This is a genomic window from Xanthobacter aminoxidans (assembly GCF_043193615.1).
Classification (GTDB): domain Bacteria; phylum Pseudomonadota; class Alphaproteobacteria; order Rhizobiales; family Xanthobacteraceae; genus Xanthobacter; species Xanthobacter aminoxidans.
Genome location: NZ_JBAFUS010000001.1, coordinates 468,747 through 489,162 on the forward strand (window position 1 = coordinate 468,747; position 20,416 = coordinate 489,162).

Here is a 20,416-nt window from a genome sequence, read left to right on the forward strand (position 1 = left end):
CGGAAGGGGACTTCAGCATAATTCGCCGTCGCACCGGAAGCCTCGCGGGCGAAGACGGCATTAGAGGGGCGAGGCTGCGTGCCGGACGCCCTCAGAAATCGCGGGAGATGAACAGCAGCACCTGTTGCGCCCCCACCGAAGATTGCGCCGGCGAGAAGGGCGTTAGCCTGTAGTTCGTCGCGGCATTGGAATTGTAATCGTATTGCAGGGCAATGGTGAATTGCTTCACGGGCGTGAAGGCCAGGTAGCCGCCGACATTGAGGTTCGTGCCACCGGATGCGCCGTATGAGGCCTGCACGCCAGTATTGTTGAAGTCGTAGGCTGCATAGCCGCCGAAAAGGGCCGAACTCCAACGCTCGTTCCAATTGTGCAGGAACGAGGCCGTGGCGCTCCAGCCGGACACCTTGTGCACCTCACCGAAGGCACCGAGGAAGGCGTCCGGCGGGTCGTAGGCCCCGGATGGATCCTGCAGCCCCAGATAGGAGGTGGCGCCCTTCGCGTATGCCGCCTGGAGATAGAGCGTGTCGCCCTCGCCGAACGCGGGCAGGTTGAACATGGCGCCCGCCTGAAGCGCATAGCCCCAGCCGCCGTTCACCGTGGCGAGGGGCGTATCCAGCGTGGTCGCGCTGACCTGATGCAAGGCGCCGGACAGTTGCAGGTTGCCCCAGGACGCCTGTGACTTCAGGTTGGCCACCACGTCCGGAGCCCCTACCCCGGCCTGATAGTCACCCGGGCCGAAGAGGCTGGGGCCGCGGGCAAGAATTCCGCTCTGACGGTCCGCCGCGTCTTCCAGGGCGAGGGTGGTGCTGAGGCTCCGCGAGAGCTCGTAGGTGTAGGCGATCAGGTTCAGGCGGGTATCATCGCCAATGGTGGCGGCATCTGTGCCGAACACGTTGGCGTTGCCATAGAAATCAAAGAACGACTGGGTGTGGCCGACGGTGAAGCCGGCGAACTGCACGTAGATGTCGCGCAGGTCGAGCTGGGCGGATTGCTTCCCGGTCGGTGTGTTCGGGCCATCCGACCAGGGGTCGGACGTGCGCCACTGGTAGCGGGTTTCGAAATAGCTTCGAACGACACCATATTCCGTGTCAGTACGGGTATCGATGATGAGGGCGCCCGTGGCGATCGAATATGTCTTGTCGTAATTCGGCGGGAAGGCGGAATAGGTGTTGTAATAACCCTCGCCCCAAAGGTATCCGCCGATACGCAGGCAGGTGTCTGTGCCCGGGATGAAGAAAAACCCCGGTCCTTGTGCCGTGCAGGCCCTCACGCGACCGCCGGCTGCAGGGGGCGAGAGCAAGTCCGCGGCCGCCGCCTGCCCCTGCGCCCAACCGGCCACGATCCCGCCGACCGCTCCGAGAAGGATCAGGCAGGGGAGACAGCGCATTACGATGGCGCGGGCGACCGGCATCCACCCCTCTCGCGGTACTCACAAGCGGCCAGCAGCGGGCTCAACGTGCGCAGACGCGCAAATCCTCCGTTGCCACCTCTAGATGGCACTCACGGAACAACTCGCGCGGTCGGCGCTGGAAGCGGCAAAATGAAAACACCGCGCCGCGATCCGCTCATCGCTCAAGCGCAGCATAACGTGAAGTAGATTCGAGCGATGCCGAAATCATGCGGGCGCCAGAACTTGGTGGCGCGGCCAGCAAATCGACGCGCACTGTAGGGCGCGACCTGATCTCGAATGAATGTCGTACGGGATCACGAAAACAAAAAGCTCCTGCAGGGTGCAGGAGTGCAGACAAAGAAAAACCCCGGTGGTTGCCCACCGGGGTTCTTCGTCCGATCGCGAAGGATCAGAAGTTGCGCTGCACGCGGATGCCGCCCGACACGATGTCGGTGGAGCCGCCAACCAGCGAACCCTGGGGATTGCCGGCAGCGTTGACCGAAGCGTAGTTGTTGAGCGGCACGGAACCGTCAACCTTGGTGTACAGAATTTCCGCGCCGATATCGAGGTTCTTAACAGGCGACCAGATGGTGTTGAAACCCACCTGCCACATGTTGAAGTCCTGGGCGGCGACGATGTTGGTCGGCACCGAGTAGGACAGGTAGCCAGCGTAGATCGCCGACCGCAGGCCGGGGGTCCAGTAGTGGCGGAACTGGCCCTGGATGGCCCAGCCGGTGGTGAGCGCGGGCTGACCGAAGAGGTCGGCCACGGCGTCAGCCACGGTGTAGAAGGCGCCCGACGGGATCAGCGAGCCACCAACCTGGGTCAGGCTGATGGAACCGACCGAGGTGGAACGACCCTGCGCGGTGCCGGACAGGCCGATGTAGGACGCAGCGCCCTGCTCGTAGTTGGCCTGCAGGTAGAGGCTGTCGCCGGCGGCAAGCATGGGGAGCTTGAACTCGGCGCTGCCGCCGAGAGCCCAGCCCCACTGGTTGGTGGTGCCCATGCCCGGGAAGAAGCCGGCATAGAGCGGCAGCGAGGTCACGACCTGATGCAGAGCGCCAGACAGCTGAACCATGCCCCAGGCGCCATCATAGCGCAGGTTCGCGACGATGTCGGGAGCCTGCTGACCGCCCTGGTAGTTGGTGTAGGTCAGGCCGGTCGCGCCGGTCGTGACGTTGAACACCGGCTGGAAGGTCGAGCCGGTCATCTGCACGCCGGTCGTACGGTTCGCGGCGTCTTCAACCGACAGGGTCGCCGAGAAGCCGTTGCCGAACTGCGCGGTGTAGGCCAGCACGGTGTTCCACATGTTCGAACCCGCATACGGGGTGGTCAGCATGTAGCCGACGCCCGTGTCGAAGAACGACTGGGTGTAACCGAACGTGAAGCCCGAGAACTGGATGAACGCGCGCTCGAAGTAGAGGTTGTTCGCCGGACCGACGCCAGCGCCCGAAGACGAGTTCCACTCGGCGCCGAAGCGCACGTAGGAGCGGAGCGTGCCGTAATCGGTCTGGGTGCGGGCGTCGAAGTCGACGACGCCGCGGACGCGGGTCAGGTAATCCGGATCATCACCATCCTTGAAGGGATAGGCGAAAGTGCCAACGCCAGGACCGTTGAAGTAGGTGCCGGTGTTGGAGGAGATGGCCGGGTTGAAGGTGCCGACGGAGTTCACATAAGTATCGAAGCGGGCGTAGCCGCCGATCTTGATGCAGGTGTCGGTGCCGGGGATGTAGAAGTAGCCCGCGCCGTAGGCAGAGCAGACCTTCACGTATTCAACCGGCTTTGCCTTGACAGGCAGGTCGGCGGCCTGGGCTCCAGCGACCGCGACGAGACCCGCCGCGCTGCCGAGGAGAAGGCTCTTCACCATCTTCATCGTGACCTCCAAGTTTGGTTCCGAGGGAGCGAGTTCCGCTTCGCCGGTGCGGCTGCACCCCGAGAGGGTTCTTGCCCCGATTCCCATTCCGCGTTCAGACCCCCCGAACACGGACCGGTCGACCGGGGACTGCCCCCCTTCGTCGCAAAGCCAACATACAAAAGGCCAACCTGTGATCAATCCAAACCACGCCGTTCACGGCCTCGCGAGGGTGCTTTTCCAGCGGGTGTTGCAGGAATGGCACGCTGGGTGATGGCCTACCTTGATACCAAACCCCGGGCCAGGGGCTGCGGGGGATGATTAGGGTTAAGCCATTGATAAAAATTGTGTATTTTTGCAACACCCGGTTCCGCCGCGTGCTTGAACTGGACCATTGAGGCCGCCCGTTCTCTCCGGCGGGGAAACCCACCATGGTGCCGCCGTCTTGGACCGCCGAGCCGGCTCCGGACCCTCGCGCGGCCCCGGTCGTGGTGACGACGGATGGGGCGGGTGCCCTGCGATTGCGGCAACCGTTTTCGCCGCCGCACCATACCGTGCAAGGGTTTCCCTTATGGCAGCCCGGCTCGAATCGCGAGGCCCGGTTCGCCCAGCCCTTCAGCGGTGGGCGAAATGCCGGGCGCCGGCCACGCACAGCACCACCACACCGGTGGCGGCGAGCATGGGCCAGGCGATGCTCTCCCCGAGTACCGCAGCCGCCAGCATCAGCCCGAGGAAGGGCTGCAGCAGCTGCAACTGCCCGACCCCGGCGATTCCGCCCAGTGCGAGGCCGCGATACCAGAAGACGAATCCCACCAGCATGCTGAACACCGAGACGTAGGCGAGACCCGCCCAGGCCGGCAGCCCGATTCCCGCCCAGCCATCGGGACGGACCGTCAGGGCGATCGCCGCCATGAATGGCAGCGCCAGCAGCAGCGCCCATGAGATGACCTGCCAGCCGCCCAGGCGCCGCGACAGCGTCGCGCCCTCGGCATAGCCGAGCCCGCAGAGCACGACGGCGCCGATCATCAGCAGGTCTCCCGACAGGGAACCGTCCGCACTGCGTGACAGGGCAAAGCCCGCCACGGTCGCCGCTCCGACGCAGGAGAACAGCCAGAACGCCGGCTTCGGACGCTCGCCGCCGCGGAGCACGCCGAAGATGGCGGTCGCGAGCGGCAGCAGGCCGATGAAGACGATGGAGTGCGCCGCCATGATGTGCTGCAGCGCCAGTCCGGTAAGCAGCGGAAACCCGACCACCACGCCGACGGCGACGATGGCGAGAGAGAGAAGGTCGCCCGCGGCCGGCCGCACCTGGCGATGTGCCGCCAGAAATACCCCGGCGATGAGCGCGGCGATGACGGCGCGCGCGGAGGTGAGGAAGAGCGGCGAGAAGTCGGCGACGGCGAGCCGCGTCGCCGGCAACGAGCCACTGAAGATGACGACGCCGAGAAATCCACTGCCCCAGCCGGCTGCATTGCGTTCCATGGTGCCTCGCTTTCGCGGCCCGCGATACGCCTGCGCCGGTGGCGGAGACAGCCACACTCACATACAATTCTGCCAAACTGTATGAGTCCACGGAGCCAAACAGTGGCCTTGCCAAAGCTCGCCACGACGCGCACCGAGGCCCTGATGGCGGAGATTTGGCGCCGCATCGCAGGCGGCGCCCTTACGCCCGGCGACCGGCTGCCGTCGGTCCGCCGCTTCGCCACGGCGATGGGCGTCTCTCCTTCCACGGTGGTGGAGGCCTATGACCGGCTGGAAGCGGAAGGTGTCATCCGCGCGCGCCGAGGCTCGGGCTTCTACGTGACGGGCGCGGGCCTGCCACCGCGCGATCCGCCGCTGATGGCGCTGGGCCAGGCGGATGCGCCGCGCGCGCCCGATATCGACCCCTTCTGGGTGTCGAAGCAGTCGCTCGATGCCGGGCCGTCCGTGCTCAAGCCCGGCTGCGGCTGGCTGCCGGACGACTGGATGCCCGTCGCCGCCCTGCGGAAAGGTCTGCGAACGCTCGCCCGCGCAGACGGCGCGCTGCTTACGGAATATGGCAGCACGCGCGGCCCGCTGGCGTTGCGCCGGCTGCTGCTCGGGCGGTTCGCCGAGGAGGGCATCGGTGCAACGCTCGACCAGGTGATGCTCACCGGTTCGGGCACGCAGGCCATCGATCTCGTCTGCCGGCTGCTGCTGCGGCCGGGCGATGCCGTGCTGGTGGACGACCCCTGCTATTTCAATTTCCATGCGCTGCTGCGTGCCCACTCCGTCCGCGTCATCGGCGTGCCCATGACGCCCGCGGGGCCGGATCTTGCCGCCTTCGAGCAGGTCCTCGCGGAAGAATCGCCCCGCCTCTACATCACCAACTCCGCGCTCCAGAATCCGACCGGCGCCACCCTCTCCCCCCAGACGGCCCACCGTGTCCTGACCCTCGCGCAGGCGCGCGGACTCACCATCGTAGAAGACGACATCTTCGCTGATTTCGAGCCGGCCCCCTCCCCCCGCCTCGCCATCCTCGACGGGCTGAGCCGGGTGATCCGCATCGGTAGCTTCTCCAAGACCCTCTCCTCGGCCATCCGCTGCGGCTACATCGCGGCACGGCCGGAATGGATCGAGGCGTTGAGCGACCTGCAGATTGCCACCAGCTTTGGCGCCGTCAGTCCCGTGGCGGGCGAGCTGGTGGCGGGCATCCTGACCGGCGGCGGCTATCGCAAGCACATGGAGGAGGTGCGTCACCGCCTGACGCGCGCCCGGCTGGCGGCGGCCGAACAACTCGGCCGGCTCGGCATTGTCCCGTGGCTGATGCCGCGTGGCGGCTTCTATCTCTGGTGCCGCCTGCCGGAGGGGCTTGAGTCCGCGATGATCGCGGCACGCTGCCGGGGAGAAGGGGTGATCCTCGCCCCCGGCAACGTCTTCAGCGTGGCCCAGACCGCCGGTGCCTTCCTGCGCTTCAACGTAGCGCAGATGAGCGATCCGCGTGTTCTCGCGGCGCTGGCACGGGCCATGGGGTGAGCCGGGCGCGCCTACATCTCCTCGTTCAGGGCATAGACGCGCAGACGGTGCCCGTCCGGATCGAGCGCGACGAAGCTTCGGCCAAATTCGAGGTCGATGGGCGGCAGCGCGATCGCCGCGCCCCTGGCCAGCCATTCGGCGTGCCTCGCATCGACCGCTTCGGGCGCATCCACCTTGAAGCCGATTTCACAGCCTCCGCCGGCGGCGATCGGCGCAGGCGTCACGCCGCTACGTCCCCACAGGCCCAGGCCCAGGCCGGACGGAAGGATGAACATGGCGAAGGTCGGGCTCGCCTCGACGGGCTGCGTTCCAAGGAGCGTCGCGTAGAAGGCGGCGCTCGCCGACGCATCGGCGACGTAAAGGAGAATGTTGTTCTTGCTGGCCATTTGCGGGTTCCTGTCGTGATGGACAGGCGAGACCCTAGTGTTCACCACTGCCAGATTCCGGCAGCATCACGCGTCCGGGCGGTCCTTTTTCTGCGCGATCCGCCATTGCTTCAACAGCGCCTGACGGCGCGCGGGATAGCGCTCCTCCAGCAGGTCAGCGACGGCGATGCGGTCGGTGCGGAAGGAGCGGAAGTCCTGGCGCAGCTCGCACCACCCCAGCAGCACGCGCACATGATCAAAGAAGGCCAGCGCGAACGGCCAGACGACACGCTGCGACGGCGCACCCGAGCCGTCGCGATAGGACATCGACAGCTTGCGTTCCGTCCTGATCGCCTTTCGCAGAACGGCAGGATCGATTGCGTCGGCTGGAATATCCGCACCCGGGGCGATCAGCAGGGACGACGCGTCCAGTTCGTCCCGCAGGTCAGGCGGCAGCACGGCGGCGATGCGCGCCAGCGCGCTCAGGGCCGCATCGCGCAGGTGGCCGTCCGCCCGCTCCGCCACCCAGCGGGAGCCGAGGACGAGCGCCTCGATCTCCTCCGTCGAAAACATCAGCGGCGGCAGGAAGAAGCCGGGCTTCAGGACATAGCCGACGCCGGGCTCTCCCTCGATGGTCGCGCCCTGCGCCTGGAGGCTGGCGATGTCGCGGTAGAGGGTGCGGATGCTGACGCCGACCTCATCCGCCAGAACCTTGCCGCTCACCGGGCGACGATGGCGCCGCAAAGCGTGGAGGAGATCGAGGAGGCGTTCCGAACGGGACATGCCCGCAAGTCTACACCGCCGGCTGCTGCCAGAAAGTGGCAGGTTGGCCATGCCGGCCCCAACGCGCAAAGGGTTGTGGATCCGCCATCAAATTTCACCTTGGCCGAGGCTGTTTTAGTGCCGAGGGTCCATTGCTGGCTCACGGCATCGGTCAATCTGGCACATTCTTTTGAGCCAATTCTGGACCTATCGATTAGCCGTAGAGCTGTCATGGTCTGAGCCAGAAAAAGATCCGAACGTCGAATGACGTCGAACCTTCCTTCCGACCAGAGGGGTCTGGACCATGAGTTTCGATCGCTTCGCCTTCACCAGAAGGCAGGGCCTGAAAGCCGTACTCGCGTCCGCAGCCGGAGGAGCCCTGGGTGCGTTCGGGCGTCTTGATGCCGCGCAGGCACAGACCCGCGCCGAGACCCTGCGCCATGTGCTCGCCGGCACGGTGAACACCCTGGACCCGACCACGCCGGGCGCCACGCGCGAATCCTTCGGCCTCTCCACCGCCGTGTATGATCGCCTGGCCTCCTATGGCCGCAAGCAGGTCAACGGCTCCTGGGTCTTCGACTTCGACAACATCCGCGGCGAGCTGGCGGAGAAGATCGACCGCTCGGCCGACGGGCGCACCTTCACCTTCCACCTGCGCAAGGGCGCCACCTGGCACGATGGCGCACCGGTCACGGCCGAGGACGTGAAATGGTCGCTTGATCGGGCCGTTTCCGCCAAGTCCCTCGCGGCGGGGCAGATCGCCACCGGCTCGCTGACGAAGCCGGAGCAGTTCAAGGTGGTCGGCGAGGGTGTGGTCGAGGTCTCCCTCGACCGGCCCGACCGGCTCGCGCTCGCCAATCTCGCTGTGCCGCTCTCGCCCATGTTCAACAGCACGCTGGCGCGCCGCAACGCCACTGCGGATGATCCGTGGGCGCAGAACTGGCTCAAGGAAAACACCGCCGGCGGCGGCGCCTACATGGTGGAGCAGTACAAGTCCGGCCAGCAGACCATCCTGAAGCGCAACGAGGCGTGGAAGAATGGTGCCGGCGGCGCGCTGCCCTACTTCAAGCGGGTGATCGCCCAGACCGTCCCGGAAGCCGCCACCCGCGCGAACCTTCTTGAGCGCGGCGACGCGGACATCGCCATCGATCTCCAGTCCAGCGACATCAGCGCGCTGGAGGCCCGCGGCAAGATCAAGCTGGTGGCGACGCCGCAGATCAACGGCTTCACCGCCATCGTGTTCAACACGCGCATGGCGCCGTTCGACAATCCCAAGGTGCGGGCCGCGGTCGCGGCGGCGCTTCCCTACGAGGCCATGTTCGAGGCCGCGCTGTTCCGCCGGGGCCGCCCCCTGTTCGGCGCCACGTGGACCGACGCGCCGAACGGCGCCTTCCCCCAGCCCCTGCCCTTCAGGACCGACGCCGCCAAGGCCAAGGCACTGCTGGCGGAAGCCGGCTTCCCTGACGGGTTCAAGACCACCTTCTCGTTCTCGGCGGGCGTCGCCGCCGTCGCCGAGCCCATGGCCACGCTGATCCGTGAAGCCCTCGGAGCCATCGGCGTGGATGTCTCCATCCAGAAGCTGCCCCCCGCCCAGATGGCCAGCATGGAAGTGGAGCGGCGGGTGCCGTTCTTCATTTCGGCGGGGACGGCCTGGCTGCCGGCGCCGGACTATTTCCTGCGCAACTATTTCACCGGCGACCACCGCTGGAACTTCAGCGGCTTCTCCAACCCGAAGCTGGACGCGCTGGCCCAGGCCGCGCGCTTCGAGGCCGACGCGGCCGCCTATGAGGCGACCTGTCGCCAGATGGTCGACATCGTGGCCCGCGACGTGCCCATGATCATGGTCTGGCAGCCCAACCAGGACGCGGTGATGGCGCCGGTCATCGACGGCTACACCTACTGGTTCCATGGGCAGGTGGATTACCGAGACCTGCGCAGGGCCTGAGGGCATGTCCACGCTGCTCAACATCGGTCGCAGGGTGGGGAGGCATCTTCTCGCCTCCCTGCCGGCGCTCTTCGGGGTGGTCCTGTTCACCTTCCTGCTGATGCGCGTCCTGCCGGGCGACCCGGCGGCGTTCTTCGCCTCCGGGCCGAATGCCGGACAGGCCGAGATGGCCCAGATCCGCGAGACGATGGGCCTCGACCGGCCCATTCCCGAGCAGTTCCTGCGCTATGTGGGCGATCTGGCCCGTGGCAATCTCGGCCAGTCCATGACCACCGGCCAGCCGGTGATCGCCGATCTCGCAGAGCGCATGCCCGCCTCGCTGGAGCTGACGCTGTTTGCGCTGGTGCTGGCTCTGGCGCTGGCCCTGCCGCTCGGCATCGTCGCGGCGCTGCGGCCGAACTCGCTCATCGATCACGGGGTGCGCTTCCTCTGCACCCTCGGCGTGTGCGTGCCGACCTTCGTCACCGGCCTGCTGCTGATCTACGTCTTCTACTATCTGCTCGGCCTCGCGCCGGACCCGACGGGGCGCATCGACATCTTCGCGGCCCCGCCGCCGGGGATCACCGGCTTCCTGCTGGTCGACTTCCTCCTGGTGGGGGATCTGGCGGGCTGGAAGGCGGCCTTCGGGCAGTTGATCCTGCCGGCCTGCACCATGGCGCTTTTCGTGCTCGCGCCGTTGGCGCGCATGACACGGGCCTCCCTGCTGGCGGTGCTCGGCTCGGACTTCATCCGCACCGCGCGCTCGGTGGGCATGTCGGACTGGCGGGTGGTCGTGGTCTATGCGCTCAGGAACGCCCTGCTGCCGGTGCTGACCATCATCGGCATCGTCTTTTCCACCATGCTCGGCGCCAACGTGCTGGTCGAAAAAGTGTTTTCCTGGCCGGGCATCGGCTCCTACGCGCTCGACGCGCTGCTGGCCTCGGACTATGCGCCGGTGCAGGGCTTCGTGCTGCTCATCGCGGTCATCTTCGTGATGGTCAATCTCACCATCGATGTCCTCTACGGCATCGTCGATCCGCGGATCTCCCTGAAATGAGCGCCACGCTTCGCCATGCCGGATGGGTGCTGCGCGGCAACCCGGTGACGGCCGGCGCGGCGGCGGGCGCCCTGATGCTCGTCACCATCGCCATCCTCGCGCCGTGGATCACCCCTTATGATCCCATCGCCTCCAACGTCCCCGCCGCGCTCCAGCCGCCCTCCGCGGCCCATTGGGCGGGCACCGACCAATTGGGCCGTGACATCTTCAGCCGCCTGATCGCCGCCACGCGGCTCGATCTCGGCATCGCCGTCTCCGCGGTGCTCCTGTCGTTCGTGGCAGGTGCCACCATCGGCGCCCTGTGCGGCTATGCCGGCGGCCGCATCGACCGGTATGTCGGGCGTCTGGTGGACGTTCTGATGGCCTTTCCCCTGTTCGTCCTGGCCATGGCTCTGGTGGCCGCGCTCGGCAACCGGGTGGAGAACATCGTCATCGCCACCGCCCTCATCAACCTGCCCTTCTACATCCGCTTCGCCCGCGCCGAGGTGAACGTGCGCCGCCATGCCGGCTGGGTGGAGGCCGCCCGTGCCGGCGGAGAAAGCCACGTCACCATCGTGCTCGCATATCTGCTGCCCAACATCCTGCCGGCCATGGCGGTGCAGATCTCGCTCAATCTCGGCTGGGCCATCCTGAACGCGGCGGGCCTGTCCTTCCTCGGCCTCGGGGTACAGGCCCCGACCCCGGAGTGGGGGATCATGGTGGCCGAAGGCGCCCGCTTCATTGGCAACGGCCAATGGTGGCTGGTGGCCTTTCCCGGCCTTGCGCTGATGCTGGCCGTGCTGTGCTTCAACCTGCTCGGTGACGGCCTGCGCGACATCCTCGATCCAAGGATGCGCACGTGAGCGGCCCCCTCCTCGACATCCAGAACCTGCACGTCGCCTTCAGCACCCGCGAGGGACTGGTGGAAGCGGTGCGCGGCATCGACCTCACGCTCGCGCCGGGCGGCACGCTCGCGGTGGTGGGCGAGAGCGGCTCTGGCAAATCGGTCACCGCCTATGCGGTGACGCAGCTCCTGGATCGGGCCGCGCGCATCCCCAAGGGGCGCATCCTGTTCCGGGGCGAGGACATCACCCGCGCCGATCCGGCGCGCATGAAGGCCCTGCGCGGGGCCGCCATCTCCATGGTGTTCCAGAGCCCGCGCACCGCCCTCAACCCCATCCGCTCCATCGGCCTGCAGGTCATGGACGCGATCGCCGCCCATGAAAACCTGCCCAAGGCGGTGCTGCGGGCCCGCGCGCTGGAGCTGCTGGAAGCGGTCCGCATCCGCGATGCGGACAAGCGGTTCGACGCCTATCCGGCGGAGCTGTCGGGGGGCATGTGCCAGCGGGTGATGATCGCCATGGCCATCGCCTGCAACCCCTCCCTGCTCATCGCCGACGAACCGACCACAGGCCTCGACGTCACCACCCAGAAGACGGTGATGGATCTCATCGCCGGGCTCACCGCGGAGCGCGGCATGGCGCTCATCCTCATCACCCACGATCTGGGGCTGGCCGCCAGCTATTGTCGGGATGTGATGGTGATGCAGCAGGGCCGCGTGGTGGAAGCCGCCCCTGCTGTCGACATCTTCCGACATCCCTCCCATCCCTATACCCGCAGGCTGGTGGCCGCCTCCCCCACGCCGACCTCCACCGTCGAAGAACTGGTGGGCGAAGCACCACGCGCCCCGCGCGCGGCCCCGAGGGCCCCCCGCGAGGCGCGGGTGCTGCTCGATGTCTCGAACATCGTGAAGCGCTTCGACAGCACGCTGGCGGTGGAGGATGTCTCCCTCACCCTGAAAGCCGGCGAGAGTCTCGGCCTGGTGGGCGAATCCGGCTCGGGCAAGAGCACCCTCTCGCGCATCGTCTGCCGCCTCGCCGATGCGGACGGCGGACGGATCATGTTCGATGGGGTGGACATCGGCGCCATCCCTCTGCGGACGTTCCACGACTCCCCCTGGCGGCGCGAGATCCAGATCGTGTTCCAGGACCCGCACGAGAGCCTCAATCCCCGCTTCACAGCCTTCGAATGCATCGCCCGGCCGGTGCGGCGCCTCGCCAAGCTCACCGACGCCGCGCAGGTGAAACGGCGGGTGGAAGAGGTGGCCGAACGCTGCGGCCTGTCGCGCGACCTGCTGACGCGCTTTCCCCATCAGCTGTCCGGCGGCCAGAAGGCCCGCATCGGCATCGCCCGCGCCATTGCGGTTGAGCCGCGCCTCTTGGTGCTGGACGAGCCCACGGCGGCCCTCGACGTTTCCGTTCAGGCGGTGGTGCTGAAACTGCTCGACGATCTGCGGCATGACGAAGGACTCTCGTTCCTCTTCGTCAGCCACGACCTCAACGTGGTGCGGATGATGTGCGAGCGCACCATCGTCATGCGTCACGGGCGCATCGTTGAAGAGGGGGAAAGCCACGCCCTCTTCCGCAATCCGCAGGCCGCCTACACCCGCGACCTGCTCGGCGCCATCCCCCATTTCGAACCCGTGCAGACCGCCACCGCCTGAGGCCGTGGCGAGGCAGGAGAGAACCGACGTGACGACGAGGCTATGGGACATCGGCACAGACATCGGCGGCACCTTCACCGATATCATCGCCGTCAGGCCCGACACCAATGAGACGCGGATCGCCAAGGTTCCTTCCCGACCCGACGCGCCGGTCACCGCCATGCTGGAAGCCCTGGCGGCGGTAGGCGTCGCGCCGGAGGCGGTGCGCCGCTTCGTCCATGGCACCACCCGTGTCACCAATGCGCTGGTGGAGGAGCGGCTGCCGCGGGTGGCGCTGGTGGCGACGGCCGGCTTCGAGGACGTGCTGGAAATCGCCCGCTACCGTCGCGAGGAACTCTACCGCCTCGACATCCGGCCCAAGGCGCTGCCGCTGGTGCCGGCGAGCCTGTGCTTCGGCATCCGCGAGCGCCTCGACCCCACCGGCAAGGTGATCGAGGCCCTGGACGCGGCCGAGATCGAGCGCCTCAAGGCGTGGCTCGTGGAGAACAAGGTGGAGAGCGTCGCGATCTGCCTGCTGCATTCCTATGCCAACCCGGAGCATGAAAAGCAGATCGCGGCGGCCATCGAAGGCGTGGTTCCCCACGTCTGCGTGTCGCACGAGATCAATCCCGAGGCGCGCGAGTACGAGCGTGCCTCCTCCACGGCCTTCAACGCGGCGGCCATGCCCATCGCCGTGGAATATCTCACCGAGCTGGAGCGTCGCTTGCCCATCGGCGCGGGCTTGCAGGTGTTCCATTCGGCCGGCGCCATGGTGCCCGTGCCGGCGGTCAAGCGCCGGCCGCTGGTGATGGCCATGTCCGGCCCCGCCGCCGGCGTGTCCGCCTCCGCCCGCATCGCCCGCACCCTCGACCGGCCGCGCGTGCTCACCTTCGACATGGGCGGCACCACCACCGACGTCTGCCTGATCGTCGATGGCGCCGCCGAGATGACCGACACCCGCATGATGGGCGGCCGCCCCCTGCGCCAGCCCATGCTCGCGGTGCATTCCATCGGCGCAGGCGGCGGCTCCATCGTTACGCTCGGACCGGGCGGCCTCGCGGTCGGCCCGAAGAGCGCGGGCTCCATGCCCGGGCCGGCCTGCTACGGGCGCGGCGGCGACCGGCCCACCATCACTGACGCCAATGCAGTGCTCGGCTATCTCGATCCCGAGGCGCGGCTCGGCGACACCATCCAGATCGACGTGGAGGCGGCGCGGCGGGTCATCGCGCCCATCGCCGCCGAACTGGGCTTGGGCATCACCGAGACCGCGCTGGGCATCGTCAAGGTGGCGGGTGCCGCCATGGCGCGGGCCTTGCGGCGCGTGACGGTCGAGCGGGGCGTGGACGGGCGCGACTGCACCCTCCTGGCCTTCGGCGGCGGCGGCCCCATGCATGCGGCGGGTCTCGCCGACATGTACGGCCTCTCGGAAATCATTGTGCCAGCCGCCTCCAGCGCGTTCTCGGCGCTTGGCTGCCTGACGGCCGACTTCTCCTTCCTCCAGCAGGGCACGGTGCGGATGCCGCTCGCCGACTTCCCGCACGCGGCCTTCGCGGCGCGGGTCGCGGAGCTGTCGGGCGAAGCGACCGGGCCGCTGCTGGCCAACGGCATCGCGCGGGAGGAGATCGCCGTGGAGCATGTGGCGCTGATGCGCTACAGCGCCCAGAGCGACAGCATTCCCATCCCCTTCGCGATGCCGCTGGACCTTGCGCGGCTCGAGGCCGACTTCCATCGCCGCCACCGCGACCTTTTCGGCTACGCGACGGACGAGGCGTGCGTCATCGAAGCCCTCCGCATCCAGGCGCTGAAGCCCTCGTCGGTTCCCTTCTCGCGTCCGGACGTGGGCCGCGCGCAGGGGACGGCGCGCACACGCCTGTGCGTGTTCGACGCCTACGGCCCCGTCGAGACGTCCATCCTGCCGCGCGAGACCTTGTCCGGCGCGGTCCATGGCCCGGCCATCATCGAGGATGCGTGGTCCACCGTGGTGGTGCCGCCCGGCTGGCAGGTTCGCCCCGACGATCTCGGCAATCTCTTCATGACGCGGAGCGCAGCATGAGCACCCTGGACCCCTTCGTCGTCGAAGTGATCCGCCACGGCCTTTCGGCAGCGGCGGAAGAGATGAGCCTCGTCATGACCCGCTCCGCGCGCTCGCCGCTGCTGCGGGAGGCCGGCGATCTTTCGTCCGCCATCATGGATGCGGCCGGCGGCCTCGTGGGACAGGGCCGGGACATCCCCATCCATCTCGGCGCCATGTGCTACACGGTCCCGGAACTCTTGAAGGTCTATCCCGCAGCGACCATGCGGGAGGGCGATGCCATCGTCTACAACGTGGGCGCGCTCGGCGGAAATCACCTCAACGACGTGAAGGTCGCCCGCCCCGTGTTCGTGGACGGCCGGCTGGTGGCGTTCGCCCTGAGCCTTGCCCATTGGCCTGATGTGGGCGGCACCTGGCCGGGCAGCTATCTGGCGAAGGCGGTGGACACCTTCCAGGAAGCCATCCGCATTCCGCCGCTGCTGATCGCCAACACGGACGGCGTCAACCGTCCGGTGCTCGACTTCATCCTCGCCAATGTCCGCGACCCAGTGTCGTGCGAGGGCGACCTGCTGGCGCAGCTCGCTGCCACCAGCGCGGCCGAGCGGCGCATCCACGAAATGTGCGCGCAGCACGGCACCGACACCTTCGTCGCCGCGATGGCGCGCCTCCACGACCTCTCCGAAGCCGAGATGCGGGCGGCCATCGCCGACCTGCCGGACGGCACCTATGAGGGCGAGGATTTCCTCGATGACGGCGGGCCGGACGACGCCCCCTCGCGCATCCATGTGCGCATCGAGATTCGCGGCGACGAGGCCACGTTCGACCTCTCCGGCTCCGCCGACCGCGTCGCCACCTTCTGCAACACCACGCCCTTCATCGCCCGCTCCGCCGTGGTCTACGCGGCGCGCATCCTGAGCGGGCGGGACATGCAGCAGAATGCCGGCGCCCTGCGACCGCTCACCATTCTCACCCGGCCGGGCTCCATCCTGGAGCCGGGCTGGAAGGCGGCGGTGGCGGCCGGCAACCACGAGACCTCCATGCGGGTCGTGGATGCGGTGTTCCGGGCCATGGAGAACGTCATCCCCGAACGTCTTTCGGCGGGTGGCCCCGCCACCTCCGGCCTCCTCGCCTTCGCCGAGCCCCTGCCGGACGAGAGCTGGCGGATGCTCTACGAGGTCCATGGCGGCGGCGAAGGTGCGCGGCACGACCGCGATGGGGCGCCGGCCACGCGCGTGCACCTCGCCAACACCTCCAACACTCCGGCCGAGGTGATCGAGGCCAACTACGCCATCCGCGTGGAACGCCAGTCCATCCGCCGGGGCGCCGGCGGAAAGGGACGGCACGTGGGCGGCGACGGCATTGTGCGCAGCTACCGGGTGCTGGCGCCCTCCATGTGGTTGACCACCTGCGTGGAGCGCACGAAGATTCCGCCCTATGGCCTGCAAGGGGGAGAAGCGGGCGCGCCCTATGTCATCACCCTCGAGCGCGGCGGGGTCGTCTCGGCCCTGCCGGGCAAAGCCAACCTTCTGCTTGAGGCGGGCGATCTCGTCACCATAGAGGGATGCGGCGGGGGAGGATTCGGGGCGCCCCCGCCTTCGAGCTGAGGAGCGCGTAACGGTGCCGAGCCACCCCAGGGAACGCCGCGCCGCCGGGCCTGCTGCCGCCGGGCGTCGCATTTCCATGGCGGGGCTCGGCCTGGACCGGAGTTCCGACCTGCCGCTCTACCAGCAGGTCGCCGCCCATCTGCGCAATCAGGTCCTGGACGGCCGGCTCAAGGCCGGCACGCGGCTGGCCGGGTCGCGTACGCTCGCGGAGGAGCTGGGGTGCTCGCGCGCCATCGTCCTCACCGCGTTCGACCTTCTGTATTCGGAAGGCTACCTGCGCTCGGTGCCGCGTGGCGGCGTCGAGGTCGCGGCCGTGGCCAAGTCCTCGGGTGCGGCCGTGCCGGTCGCCGAAGCCGGGGTCGACGGGGACTGGCTGTCCGACGCGTGGCTGGCAGTGCTGGAGACCGGCTACGAGTTCGATCTCGGCTCGCCCTTCAGCCCCGGCGCCCCGGACCTCTCCACCTTCCCGTTCGAGGTCTGGTCACGCATGCTGCGCCAGAGCTGGGCGAACCCGCCCGCCTCGGCCTGCATCGACATGTCGCCGCTCGGCTGGGGACCGCTGCGCGAGGCGACGGCGGAATATCTCGGCGCGGTGCGCGGCCTGCTGTGCCAGCCCGATGAGGTGGTCATCACCTCTGCCAGCTCCGGCGCGCTCAACCTGTGCAGCCGGATGCTGCTCAATCCCGGCGACGAGGTGTGGGTGGAGGAACCCGGCTTCATCGAGGCCCGCTGGAGCCTGAAGGCTGCCGGCGCGAAGCTGGTGCCCGTACCCGTGGACGACAAGGGGCTGGTGGTGGAGGAAGGCATCCGCCGCGCGCCCAACGCCAAGGTGGCCGTGGTGACGCCCTCGCACCAGTTTCCCCTCGGCGTGCCCATGGCGCTGGAGCGGCGGCAGGCGCTGCTGGAATGGGCCAACCGGCAGGGTAGCTGGATCATCGAGGACGACTACAATTCGGAATTCCGCCACCGCGGCAGCATGACGGCCTCCCTCAAGTCGCTCGATCGCTCGGGGCGGGTGGTCTATCTCGGGACGTTTTCCAAGGTCATGCTGCCGAGCCTGCGCATGGGCTATCTGGTTGCGAGCCCGCGCTTTGTCGACGCCTTCGGCCGGGGGCGCGCGCGGGTGGACGTCCATCCCGCAGGTACGGCCCAGCTCGCCCTGGTGCGGTTCCTGCGCGAAGGCCACCTGCTGCGCTACCTCAGACGCATGCGCAAGGTCTACGGGGAACGGCAGAAGGCGGTGATCGACGCTGTCGATGCGCTGCTGGGCGACAAGGTGGAAATCGCCTCGCTCCCCGCCGGCCTGCACCTGACGGCACAGTTCCGTCCGGGCCTTGCGGACCGCATCAGCGACACGGACATTTCGCGCCGCAGCCTGGGGACCGGTCATTTCGTGCAGCCCCTCTCCCAATGCTACGTGGGGCCGGCGGACCGTCAGGGCCTCATCATCGGCTATGGACGGCTCCCCAAGGAGGAGGCGTTCAACAAGCTCTCCGCCGTCGCCGCTCTCTTTCCGGCCTAGGATTCTGGCTCACCGATTATCCCTGAAACTGGAGCTGTCGCGATCCAGCGCCCCTTCCTAGGTTCGCTCCCATGACGGGTAAGGAACGCGCAATGAGCAGGCTGCTTCGGACGGGTCTTAACGCTGGCTCAGCCGCGCCGCTGGTGGTGGGGGGCGAAGGCGTCTATTTCCACCTCAGCGACGGACGCAAGGTTCTCGACGGCAGCAATACCGGCGGCCCTCTGGGCCATGGCCATCCGCGCATGGCGGCTGCGCTGCGCGAGGCCGCCACCCTGCCCATGGTGAGCGAGGGCTGGAACTGGCGCGGGCGGGACGCTGCCGCCGAGCGCCTCTTCGAGGTGGGGCTGAGCGAGGAGGCGCACTGGGCGGGCGCGGTCCGCTTCTGCCTGAGCGGCAGCGAGGCCAACGACCTCGCCCTCTCCCTATCGCAGGCCCTGACGGGAAGAAAGGCCATCGCCACCCGCGAGCGTGCCTACCACGGCCTTGTCGGCCTGAGCCGCGACGTCACTGTGCAGCCGCACTGGCATGGCGGCCTCGCCGCTCCAGGCGAGACCAAGGTGCCCCCGCCCGGCGCCCAGGTGCACGTACTGCCCGCCCCCGACGGCGCGCTCTATCTCGCCGATGCCACCCCGTCTGCGGGCTCTACGGCCGAACGCCTCGCGGGCGAGGCCGGCAAGCTGGCCCAGTCGGCCGCCGTGATCATCGACTATACCCAGGGCGGCTTCTACCATGACGCCGCCTACCAGGATGCGATGGCCGACTTGGCACGCCGCAACGGCGCGCTGTGGATCGCCGACGAAGTGGTGACGGGCCTCGGCCGCGCCGGCCGCACCTTCGCCTTCACCGGAGGCCAGAGCCGGCCGGATATCGTGACGCTGGGCAAGGGCCTCGGCGGCGGCATGGCGCCGGTTGCGGCCATCATCCTCTCCAAGGATGTGCTGGCCGAGCTGGACGGCAGGAGCTGGCAGAATTACGGCACCTTGCGCGGCCATCCCATGGCCATGGCTGCCGTGTCCGCCTATCTGGACATCCTGGTGGAGGAAGACCTGCTGGCCCGCGTCGCGGCGCTGGAGACGCTCTTCGCCCGCCGCCTGCGCGAGATCGCCGGCCGCCATCCCAGCGTCGCGCGGGTTGCCGGACAGGGGCTCCACTGGACCATCGAACTGTTCGGCCCCGACTGGCGCGACTGGCGGGCCGACACGGTTGAGGCTCCCATCGCCTCTCGGGTCGCGGCGGGCGCGCTCGCCCAGGGCGCGGTGATCGGCACCAGCGGGGAGCAGGTGTCCCTCTTCCTCGCGCCGCCCCTCATCATCTCGGAGCAGGAAGCCGAGACGCTTCTTGGCATCCTCGATGAAAACCTCTGCCTCGCGGATCGCGAGCACAACATGACAATGGAAGGCGCTCGGGGATGAACGAGATCGAAAACATTCTCGCCACGGTGCAGGGCTATTTCGACGCGCTTTACTTCGGCAGCGTCGAAGGCTTCCGGAAGGCGTTTCATCCGCAGGCGCAGCTCTTCTCGTCCGAGGGTGGGAACACCGCAGCGCTGGGTATGGACGCCTATATGGAGCGGGTGGCGGGACGAGCCGCCCCGGCCTCCCGCAACGACCCGCGCCATGACGAAGTGATCGCCGTGACGCTGACCAGCCCCTCCACCGCCCATGTGCGTGTGCGCGACGCCCTGCTGCCCAACCGCTTCGTCGATGACCTGCTGCTGGTGAAGTATGCCGACGGCTGGAAGATCGTCTGCAAGGCCTGGGCTTACGACCCGCTCGCCAGCGCGTAGGACGGACGAGAGGGGGCGGCGCCCCGTTCGATGCCGGCGTGATGCGGTGAGCCGCGTCGATCCCGCGCCAGGTCGAGGCGTTCGCAGGGCCGCCCCCAGGCCATCTTCAAGATTGAATCGCCGGCGGAGCTGATGCTCCCGCCGGCGCATCTGTTGTTGATCGGGTTGGGCGTGGCTCCCCTCACGCCCACGTGCGCTGTTGCAGACGGTCAAGGACAGGCTTCTGCCGCTGCAACAACACCCGACGGGCGATATCCCTGCGCATATGCTCGCGAGAGCTGCCTCCCCCGACTTGGGGCGCCCGCTCTCCAATGTTGGGTTGCTCGTCCGCTCGCTCAGGCCGAGCGCCGAGGGTGCCGAGCAAAGCCGTCACCCCGCAGATATTGAGCAATCCGCCAAGGCTACGCCCTGTCGCATCCGCATTCACGGCGGGTGCGACAGCCCGGACCATCCGTGCGCATTCGCGCATGGCCTCGAATTGCCGAGGGCAAGGTGCGAATCATGGGAACGGGATTTCAGCCGCCAGCGTCGGTGGATGGAGCAAAAGCCAGTGCCGACGCGGGGAATGAAATGGCGGAGACGGAGGGATTCGAACCCTCGAGACCCTTTTGGGGGTCTGCTCATTTAGCAAACGAGTGCCTTCAGCCTCTCGGCCACGTCTCCAGCG

Annotated in this window: 15 protein-coding genes and 1 tRNA gene; 10 read left to right on the top strand and 6 right to left on the bottom strand. The window is 68.0% G+C overall.

The window, feature by feature from the left end:
* Positions 1-91 precede the first annotated feature (91 nt).
* The 3 genes from V5F74_RS02080 to V5F74_RS02090 all read right to left on the bottom strand — a co-directional run bounded on the left by V5F74_RS02080 (position 92) and on the right by V5F74_RS02090 (position 4,724).
* Complete coding sequence (locus V5F74_RS02080; protein ID WP_394006007.1) at positions 92-1,411, bottom strand: porin; 1,320 nt, start codon at positions 1,409-1,411, stop codon at positions 92-94.
* Positions 1,412-1,799: 388 nt separating this feature from the next.
* Positions 1,800-3,158 (bottom strand): porin, encoded by a 1,359-nt coding sequence (locus V5F74_RS02085; protein ID WP_394006009.1) that lies wholly within the window; start codon positions 3,156-3,158, stop codon positions 1,800-1,802.
* Positions 3,159-3,857: 699 nt separating this feature from the next.
* Positions 3,858-4,724, bottom strand: a complete 867-nt coding sequence (locus V5F74_RS02090) for a DMT family transporter (RefSeq protein WP_394006011.1) — start codon at positions 4,722-4,724, stop codon at positions 3,858-3,860.
* A gap of 144 nt (positions 4,725-4,868) precedes the next feature.
* On the opposite strand from V5F74_RS02090, the gene V5F74_RS02095 reads away from it, so the two are divergent.
* Positions 4,869-6,236: an aminotransferase-like domain-containing protein gene (locus tag V5F74_RS02095; RefSeq protein ID WP_081837850.1), complete on the top strand. Its 1,368-nt coding sequence runs from the start codon at positions 4,869-4,871 to the stop codon at positions 6,234-6,236.
* Between the two features lie 11 nt (positions 6,237-6,247).
* Here the strand turns inward: V5F74_RS02095 and V5F74_RS02100 are convergent, their stop codons facing one another.
* Positions 6,248-6,622 carry a VOC family protein gene (locus tag V5F74_RS02100; RefSeq protein ID WP_029558149.1) on the bottom strand — a complete coding sequence of 125 codons (375 nt, stop codon included), beginning with the start codon at positions 6,620-6,622 and terminating at the stop codon, positions 6,248-6,250.
* Positions 6,623-6,688: 66 nt separating this feature from the next.
* On the bottom strand, positions 6,689-7,384 hold the full coding sequence (locus V5F74_RS02105; RefSeq protein ID WP_374251250.1) for a helix-turn-helix transcriptional regulator: 696 nt from the start codon (positions 7,382-7,384) through the stop codon (positions 6,689-6,691).
* A 283-nt stretch (positions 7,385-7,667) separates the two neighbouring features.
* On the opposite strand from V5F74_RS02105, the gene V5F74_RS02110 reads away from it, so the two are divergent.
* The 9 genes from V5F74_RS02110 to V5F74_RS02150 all read left to right on the top strand — a co-directional run bounded on the left by V5F74_RS02110 (position 7,668) and on the right by V5F74_RS02150 (position 19,749).
* A complete protein-coding gene (locus V5F74_RS02110; RefSeq protein ID WP_029558147.1) occupies positions 7,668-9,308 on the top strand; it encodes an ABC transporter substrate-binding protein in 1,641 nt (546 codons plus the stop codon).
* 4 nt (positions 9,309-9,312) lie between these two features.
* Entirely contained in the window at positions 9,313-10,344 is a 1,032-nt protein-coding gene (locus V5F74_RS02115; protein ID WP_024279444.1) for an ABC transporter permease, read from the top strand.
* A complete protein-coding gene (locus tag V5F74_RS02120; RefSeq protein ID WP_029558144.1) occupies positions 10,341-11,186 on the top strand; it encodes an ABC transporter permease in 846 nt (281 codons plus the stop codon). The genes V5F74_RS02115 and V5F74_RS02120 overlap by 4 nt, the downstream gene beginning before the upstream one ends.
* Positions 11,183-12,826, top strand: a complete 1,644-nt coding sequence (locus V5F74_RS02125; protein ID WP_394006015.1) for a dipeptide ABC transporter ATP-binding protein — start codon at positions 11,183-11,185, stop codon at positions 12,824-12,826. Before V5F74_RS02120 ends, V5F74_RS02125 begins: the two co-directional genes overlap by 4 nt.
* 28 nt (positions 12,827-12,854) lie before the next feature.
* Complete coding sequence (locus tag V5F74_RS02130) at positions 12,855-14,858, top strand: hydantoinase/oxoprolinase family protein (protein ID WP_394006017.1); 2,004 nt, start codon at positions 12,855-12,857, stop codon at positions 14,856-14,858.
* On the top strand, positions 14,855-16,441 hold the full coding sequence (locus tag V5F74_RS02135) for a hydantoinase B/oxoprolinase family protein (protein WP_394006019.1): 1,587 nt from the start codon (positions 14,855-14,857) through the stop codon (positions 16,439-16,441). Before V5F74_RS02130 ends, V5F74_RS02135 begins: the two co-directional genes overlap by 4 nt.
* Before the next feature lie 13 nt (positions 16,442-16,454).
* A complete protein-coding gene (gene pdxR / locus V5F74_RS02140) occupies positions 16,455-17,963 on the top strand; it encodes a MocR-like pyridoxine biosynthesis transcription factor PdxR (protein ID WP_394006021.1) in 1,509 nt (502 codons plus the stop codon).
* 92 nt (positions 17,964-18,055) lie between these two features.
* Positions 18,056-19,375 carry a class-III pyridoxal-phosphate-dependent aminotransferase gene (locus V5F74_RS02145; RefSeq protein WP_029558139.1) on the top strand — a complete coding sequence of 440 codons (1,320 nt, stop codon included), beginning with the start codon at positions 18,056-18,058 and terminating at the stop codon, positions 19,373-19,375.
* A complete protein-coding gene (locus V5F74_RS02150) occupies positions 19,372-19,749 on the top strand; it encodes a nuclear transport factor 2 family protein (RefSeq protein ID WP_029558138.1) in 378 nt (125 codons plus the stop codon). Before V5F74_RS02145 ends, V5F74_RS02150 begins: the two co-directional genes overlap by 4 nt.
* A gap of 571 nt (positions 19,750-20,320) precedes the next feature.
* Here V5F74_RS02150 and V5F74_RS02155 read toward each other — a convergent pair.
* A tRNA-Ser gene (locus V5F74_RS02155) sits at positions 20,321-20,412 on the bottom strand.
* Positions 20,413-20,416: the final 4 nt, after the last annotated feature.